This window comes from Herbaspirillum lusitanum (assembly GCF_046025995.1).
Taxonomy (GTDB): domain Bacteria; phylum Pseudomonadota; class Gammaproteobacteria; order Burkholderiales; family Burkholderiaceae_D; genus Herbaspirillum; species Herbaspirillum lusitanum_A.
Map to the genome: position 1 here is coordinate 370,724 of NZ_JAQQFM010000008.1, position 7,706 is coordinate 378,429.

Below are 7,706 nucleotides of genomic sequence, written 5' to 3' on the forward strand. Positions count from 1 at the left end.
GAAATAGCTTCATGAAAAATTAATTGCTGAGAGTGCTATCCGGCAGATTCACGTTCTGATAGCCGGGGATGCTGCTCTTCAAGGCGTCCAGCGGATTCGAACCGATCTTGGAAAAACCGTTCAGCTCAAGCTGGATAAAGAAGGACGTCGATGCCTTGGAGGACGACGTCGGAATACGTTGCGCGACTACGCGGAATACCCAGCAATCGGCCTTGTATTCCATCCCGAGCAAACCTTCGGCCACAGTTTTATCCGGCAACGAATAGTTGACGCGGCCCACAGCATACCAGCGTTGCGACACCGGCCATTGTCCCGACAGGTCGATCTGCTTCAATTCGTCGGTGGTACTGCGATCCAGCCGGTATTGCAGATTCAGCACCTTCTTCGGCGCCGGCTGCCAGCGTACGCCGAAATTCGAACGCACCATTTGCTTGAGGGTCTGGCTGTACTGCACCGCATTGTCGACGCCGACTTCCTTTGTGATCTGACCGCCCAGCGCCAGCAAGAGATCGGACTTGCTGCCCAGCGTCGTCGCCGAAGTACCGCTGATGGTCACCATCGGATCGGCAAAATAGAAACGCTGGCCAATCGCCATACGCAGGCGCTCCAGACCATTCTCTTCGATGAAGCGCGAGGTCAGGGCTGCAGTAATCTGATTAGCGTCGCTGATGCGGTCATGCCCGACGAAACGGTTTTCGCTGAAAATTTGAGCAAAGTTGAAGTCTGCGAGTCCGGAGTCGAAATTCGGATACTGGCTCTGATCACGATACGGAGTCTTCACGTAGAACAAACGCGGCTCCAGAGTTTGAGTCATGTTCCTGCCGAACAGCGATGCATCGCGCTCGAAGGTCATTCCCGCATCCAATGAATAGGTCGGCACCACCCGTGTAAAGCTGGTAGGGGCACCAAGACTTACGTGGTTCAAGCGATAGCTGGTGGCATCCAGCGAAACCTTGGGCGTAATGAAGTAGCCGGGACGAATGATCGGATACGACACGCTTTGCGTGGCGTACATACGATCGCCACCGATCAGATCGCCGCTGCTGAAGCGGGTGAAGTCCGCTACCGTCGTGAAGTCGAAACCGCCGATATCCTGGCGCGTACCATTGAAGGTGATCTGCGGCACGCGATCATATGGTGCGGTGATCGGGTTATTCACGTCCTGCAGCAACTGGTATTTGGAGACGTGACCGTACAGGCTCCAGTAGGTGCTGGAGTAGGTCATGCTGACATCGCGCGTCAGCAGACGCTGTGTGCTGGCGGTAATCGAATGTGAAAAATCGCTGGGATAATCGTTATCCGAAGCCTTGTTCAGATTCCAGGCCAAGGTCAGCCCGGGCGCCAATGTCTGATTATGTATCGACGACAAGGAATAACGACCGGTGCCGGTCACCTGATCCTGAATGCCTTCGACAAAAGTCGTACCCGAATAGGTATCGCCCATATAGCGGCCTTCGGCTCCCAATTGGAAACCGCGGCGGGCAATATATTTCGGATACAAAGTCAGATCGTAGTTCGGCGCCAGATTGAAGTAATACGGTACCGACAATTCGGCACCGCCGGTACTGGTCACGCCAAAGGTCGGCGGCAATACGCCGGACTTACGATCGCCGGACAAAGGAAAAGACATAATCGGCGCGCCCAGAATCGGCAGGCCCTTGAAATAAACGATACCGGAATGCATGGTGCCGACGTCACGGCCGCTGTCCAGATCCATGGTGCTGGCTTGCAGATACCAGTCCGGATCGGGCGCTTCACAGGTGCTGTACGTGCCGTCCTTGACGGTGGCCTGATCGTCCGACAGAAAATCGATGCGTTCGGCCTTGCCGCGGCCGCCGTTCTTGCCGAACAGGTAGGTCGGGTTGTTCACGTAGCCTTCACCCGAATCCATGTTCATGCGCGCCTTGTCGCCGGTGTAGACGTCTTGCAGACGCTGCATCCAGACGTGGCCGGTGGCTTCTACCTCATCCTGAATAATGCGGTATTCGGCCTGATCGGCGCGGATGGTGGTGCTGCCCTTGACGACTTCGACGTCGCGATCCAGCTTGACCTCGCGGTCGGGCCGGCCGGTCATCTGTTCGGCGCTGACATTGACGGGGGCGTCCTTGTCGTCAACCGGCAATTTGCTGGTCTCCGGCATCACCATTTGCGCATGGACGGTCAGGGGCAGCAGGCTGGTGGCAGATGCCACCATGACCACCGACGTAAAGATGCGCGACAACCGCCAATGGGCAGAGCGATCAGTAAGAGACTTGGGAAACCGGATCATGAAAAGGAGTGACAAACACCGTGCAGGCGGATTTTTTGAAATTAATCCCTTATTATATGGGAACTCAACCACGTCAAACGAATTCCTCTGATAGTTCATGTCTTCATCTAGTTCATCCCCTGATTTGCGCCTGTCCCAATTACAAGCCTGGCTCGACACCCTCGACGCCACCCCGGTTTTGTCCGCGAGCCTGCGCCCGGCCTCGGCCGATGCCAGCTTCCGCCGTTATTTCCGGGTGGACACTCCCGACGGCAACACCCTGATTGCGATGGATGCGCCACCGCCGCAAGAAGACGTGCGCCCCTTCATCAAAGTGGCCGGCCTGTTCGCTGAAACCGGCATTTCCGTGCCGCAGATTCTGGCGCAGGACGTCGAGCGCGGCTTCCTGCTGCTGTCCGATCTGGGCAATACCACCTATCTGAATCAGCTCAATGCCGACAGCGCGCACAAACTATACATGGATGCGATCGACGCGTTGATTCTTTTACAAACGCAAAGCAAGCCCGAAGCATTGCCTGAATACGACCGTCCGCTGCTGCTGCGCGAGATGGAACTGTTCCGCGAGTGGTATATCGGCAAACATCTGAACGTTACTTTGAGCGACGAACAGAACGCGGTGCTGACCAAAAGCTTCGACACCCTGCTCGCCAATAACCTGGCGCAGCCGCAGGTCTACGTGCATCGCGATTACCATTCGCGCAATCTGATGGTGCTCGGCACCGGCAATCCGGGCATTCTGGATTTCCAGGACGCCGTCTACGGCCCGATCACCTACGATCTGGTCTCGCTGCTGCGCGACGCCTACATCCAGTGGGACGAAGAAATGGTGCTGGACTGGGCCATTCGCTATTGGGAAAAAGCCAAGCGCGCCGGCCTGCCGGTGGCGCCCGACGTCGACAATTTCTATCGCGACTTCGAATGGATGGGCCTGCAGCGTCACCTCAAGGTGCTCGGTATTTTCGCGCGCCTGTATCATCGCGACGGCAAGGACGGCTATCTGAAGGACATCCCGCTGGTGATGGAATACACGCTCAAGACCGCACGTCGCTACACTGCCTTCACGCCGCTGGTGCGCCTGATCGAGAAACTGGAGCAGGATAAAGCGCCTCAGTTCGGCTACACCTTCTGAACCGGCGTCCGATGAAAGCCATGATCTTTGCAGCCGGCCGCGGCGAACGCATGCGGCCGCTGACCGACACCTGTCCCAAACCTCTGCTGAAAGTCCGCGGCCGCCCGCTCATCGTGTGGCAGATTCTGTCATTGGTGCGCGCCGGCATCACCGAAATCGTCATCAACCACGCCCACCTCGGCCAACTGATCGAAGACACGCTGGGCGACGGCAGCAAGTTCGGCGCACAGCTTTACTATTCGCCGGAAGCGCAGGCGCTGGAAACCGCCGGCGGCATCGCCCAGGCGCGTCATCTGCTGGGGGAGGCGCCCTTCCTCGCGATTGCCGGCGACATCTATTGCCCGCACTTCGATTTCGAGCAGGTCAAGACCGTGCTCGAAGATAACGACCCCTGGGGCAATCCGCTGGCCGCCGACAAACGCGACGTCGCCTGGCTGTATCTGGTCAAGAATCCACCCTTCCATCCGGAAGGCGATTTCGCACTGAACAGTTTTTCCGTCAGCAATGACGGCGAGAAGAAGCTCACCTTTTCCAGCATCGGGGTGTATCGTCCACAGATGTTCGATGCGGTGACGCCGGGCGATTTCGCCAAGCTCGGCCCGTTGTTGCGCGAATACGCAGCGCGCGGCCAGGTCGGCGGCGAGCTGTATCGCGGGGATTGGTACAACGTCGGAACCGTCGAACAACTGGAACAATTGAATCTGCCGCCAGGAGGCCCACGCACATGAAACCCTATTCAGCCCGCCGCGCCCGTCTGATCGCGCACATGCAAGCACAGGGTGGCGGCGTCGCCATCATCCCGACCGCGCCCGAAGTCATGCGCAATCGCGACGCCGATTTTCCGTATCGTCACGACAGCTATTTTTACTACCTGTCCGGCTTCACCGAACCCGAAGCCTTCATCGTGCTGATCGCCGGCAAGGAAAACCGCTCCATCCTGTTCTGCCGCGACAAAAATCTGGAACGTGAAATCTGGGACGGCTATCGCTTCGGCCCGGAAGCGGCACAACAGCATTTCGGATTCGACCGCGCCTTCGCCATCGAAGAACTCGATCAGCACATGCCCAAGCTGCTGGCCGATGCACCGGCCGTTTATTACGCGCTGGGGCAGGATGAAAAACGCGACAACCGCCTGCAACGCTGGCTGCACGGCGTGCGCGCGCTGAGCCGCAGCGGCGTCGCCGCGCCGACCGCGGTGGTCGATGTCAATGTGCTGCTTGATGAAATGCGCCTGTTCAAGGACGCCGACGAAATCGCGATCATGAAGCGTGCCGGCATCATCTCGGCCGAAGCGCATTGCCGCGCCATGCGCATCTCGCGCCCGGGCCTGCGCGAATATCATCTGGAAGCGGAACTGCTGCACGAGTTCCGTCGCAACGGCTCGCAGTATCCGGCCTACGGCTCCATCGTCGCCACCGGCGCCAACGCCTGCGTGCTGCACTACCGCGCCAGCGACGCCGAACTGAAGGACGGCGACCTGGTACTGATCGATGCAGGTTGCGAACTGGACAGCTACGCCTCCGACATCACCCGTACCTTCCCGGCGAACGGAAAATTCAGCGGCCCGCAAAAGGAACTGTACGAAATCGTGCTGGCCTCGCAAGCCGCAGCGATTGCCGAAACTGCACCGGGCAAACGCTTCATGGACGGCCACGATGCAGCTGTGCGCGTGCTGGCGCAAGGCATGCTCGATACCGGCCTGCTCGATAAGAACAAGGTCGGCTCACTGGAAGACGTGCTGGAGAAAGGCGACTACCGCCAGTTCTACATGCACCGCACCGGCCACTGGCTGGGCATGGACGTGCACGACGTCGGCGAATACCGCGATGCGCCCGACGCCAACGGCAACAAGCCATGGCGCACGCTGCAACCGGGCATGGTGCTGACGGTGGAGCCAGGCATCTACGTACGCGCCGGCGAAGGCGTGCCGGAGAAATACTGGAACATCGGTATCCGCATCGAAGACGATGCACATGTCACGCCTGACGGCTGCGAAATTCTGACCACCGGCGTACCGACCAGGGTCGATGACATCGAAGCGCTGATGCGCGGCTGATATTTTCAGGCGGCAGTCTCGGCTCCCGCCTGAATGCAATCGCACGCAAATCTGTCGCCAGCAGTTGCACTGAACTAGCCCCCTGCTCATCCCGCATCACCAGTCCAGCAATGGATACAGCCATGACTCAATCCAGTCCGGCGTCATCTGACGCAAGCACCTCCGCTACCGCCAACTCCGGTATCGACATCGCTATCTGCGGCGCCGGGCCGGTCGGCTTGAGCATGGCCGCGCTGCTGCTCAAGCGCGGTGTTGCCGCATCGCGAATCGCACTGATCGATGCCAAGGAAGCGCAACAGGCCGCGCACGATCCACGTTCGATCGCACTCTCCTACGGTAGCCGCCAGTTGCTGGAGGAAATCGGCGCATGGCATGACATCGCCGGCGCAGCCAATCCGATTCACCAGATCCACGTTTCACGTCGTGGCCACTTCGGTCGCACGCTGATCGACCGTAGCGAATACGATCTGCCGGCACTCGGCTATGTCACGCGCTACGGCGTACTGAGCAGCGCGCTGCACGCGACCGTGGCCGACAGCGGCATACGCATGCTGCGGCCGGCGCAAGTGGATCGCATCGAAGAACGCGACAACGATGTGCTGCTACATCTTCGGGATGGCTCCGGCATGACTGCCGGCATTGCCATCCAGGCCGAAGGCGGCGTGTTCTCCGAACAAAGCGCCAAGAGCCTGCATCGCGACTACGAACAGATCGCCATCGTCGCGCAAGTGCATGCCGATGCCGCCGGCGGCTTGCTGGCGCTGCGCGCCTTCGAACGCTTCACCGCTCAGGGTCCGCTGGCGCTGTTGCCGCAAGACGACGGCTACGCGCTGGTCTGGTGTGTACGCCCCGATACCGCGCAGCACTTGCTGGCCCTGAACGACACGAGTTTTTACGAAGCGCTTGAACGCGCCTTCGGCACACGGCTCGGGCGTTTTGATCGCGTCAGTCCACGCAATAGTTTTCCGCTCGGGCTGAATGCGCAGCCGCAGGCATCGACGCGCGTGGTTGCCATCGGCAACGCGGCGCAGACCTTGCATCCGGTCGCAGGCCAAGGCTTCAATCTGGGGCTGCGCGATGCCGCGGTGCTGGCCGGTTTGCTGGCGCGCTGCCCACAGCCGTCGAGCACGCCGAAGCACGCGAACGATGCAGATGCAGCGGCAAGAACATCATCGGCATCCGACTTCGCCAGCGTGCTGCCGCAATTTGCAAAGGCGCGTCGCACCGACCGGAACTGGACCGTTAACCTCACCGACACCATGGCCCGCATTTTCGCCAGCAGCTCGGACCGCTCGTTACCGCAAGCGCTACTGGGATTGTCGCTGGGCGTGATCGACGTAGTGGCGCCGGCCAAACGCATGCTGGCCGAGCAGATGATGTTCGGGCGCAGATAGACACTACGCAGCAGGCAATCCCGTCGCCGGGCCGCAAATACAGCCGCTGTGCGACAATCGACGCAACCACTTCAATCACCCCTCACCGCCCATCATCATGAGACACGATCCTCGCTTCAAGAACCTGTACATCCTCGATCACCCGCTGATCCAGCACAAGCTCACGCACATGCGCGACAAGCGCACTTCGACGCGCACCTTCCGCGATCTGCTGCGCGAAATCACCTTGCTGATGGGCTATGAAATCACGCGCGATCTTCCGCTCACCACCGAGCAGATCGAAACACCGCTGGTGACCTACGACGCGCCGGTGATCGCCGGCAAAAAGCTGGCCGTGGTGCCGGTGCTGCGCGCCGGTATCGGCATGAGCGACGGCCTGCTGGAACTGATCCCGTCAGCCCGTGTCGGCCACATCGGTGTGTATCGCAACGAGCAGCATCAGCCGGTGGAATATCTGGTGCGCCTGCCCGACCTGCAAGACCGCACCATGATCCTGTGCGACCCGATGGTCGCCACCGGCAACTCGGCGGTGCATGCGGTCGATGCACTGAAAAAGCGTGGCGTGCCGAGCGAACACATCGTGTTTGTCGCACTGGTGGCGGCGCCGGAAGGCGTGCAGGTTTTCCAGGACGCGCATCCCGACGTCAAACTCTACGTCGCCTCGCTGGATTCGCATCTGGATGAACATGCTTACATCGTGCCGGGGCTGGGCGATGCGGGTGATCGGATTTTCGGGACCAAGTAAATCGCCGCCTTGAGTCTCCACAAGTGGAAAATTGATAGCGCATAGCACTGCCATTTCACCCAATAAAAAAGCCGCTCAAGAGCGGCTTTTTTACTTCCATGAAGAATACTTAC

General features: G+C 59.6%; 6 protein-coding genes. 5 read left to right on the forward strand and 1 reads right to left on the reverse strand.

The genetic code is table 11. The annotated features are described in order from the left end of the window. Nucleotides 1–19: 19 nt before the first annotated feature. The gene (locus PQR62_RS19605; RefSeq protein WP_408159712.1) at nt 20–2,269 is read right to left on the reverse strand and encodes an LPS-assembly protein LptD; all 2,250 of its coding nucleotides are present in this window, start codon (nt 2,267–2,269) and stop codon (nt 20–22) included. A 97-nt stretch (nt 2,270–2,366) separates the two neighbouring features. On the opposite strand from PQR62_RS19605, the gene PQR62_RS19610 reads away from it, so the two are divergent. The 5 genes from PQR62_RS19610 to upp all read left to right on the forward strand — a co-directional run bounded on the left by PQR62_RS19610 (nt 2,367) and on the right by upp (nt 7,593). After that, complete coding sequence (locus PQR62_RS19610) at nt 2,367–3,398, forward strand: aminoglycoside phosphotransferase family protein (RefSeq protein ID WP_408159686.1); 1,032 nt, start codon at nt 2,367–2,369, stop codon at nt 3,396–3,398. An 11-nt stretch (nt 3,399–3,409) separates the two neighbouring features. Continuing rightward, nucleotides 3,410–4,126, forward strand: a complete 717-nt coding sequence (gene murU, locus PQR62_RS19615) for an N-acetylmuramate alpha-1-phosphate uridylyltransferase MurU (protein WP_408159687.1) — start codon at nt 3,410–3,412, stop codon at nt 4,124–4,126. Next, on the forward strand, nt 4,123–5,454 hold the full coding sequence (gene pepP / locus PQR62_RS19620) for a Xaa-Pro aminopeptidase (protein ID WP_408159688.1): 1,332 nt from the start codon (nt 4,123–4,125) through the stop codon (nt 5,452–5,454). The genes murU and pepP overlap by 4 nt, the downstream gene beginning before the upstream one ends. Nucleotides 5,455–5,576: 122 nt before the next feature. After that, nucleotides 5,577–6,848, forward strand: coding sequence for an FAD-dependent monooxygenase (locus PQR62_RS19625; RefSeq protein WP_408159689.1), 1,272 nt, complete (start codon nt 5,577–5,579; stop codon nt 6,846–6,848). Nucleotides 6,849–6,945: 97 nt separating this feature from the next. Continuing rightward, a complete protein-coding gene (gene upp, locus PQR62_RS19630; RefSeq protein ID WP_408159690.1) occupies nt 6,946–7,593 on the forward strand; it encodes a uracil phosphoribosyltransferase in 648 nt (215 codons plus the stop codon). Nucleotides 7,594–7,706: the final 113 nt, after the last annotated feature.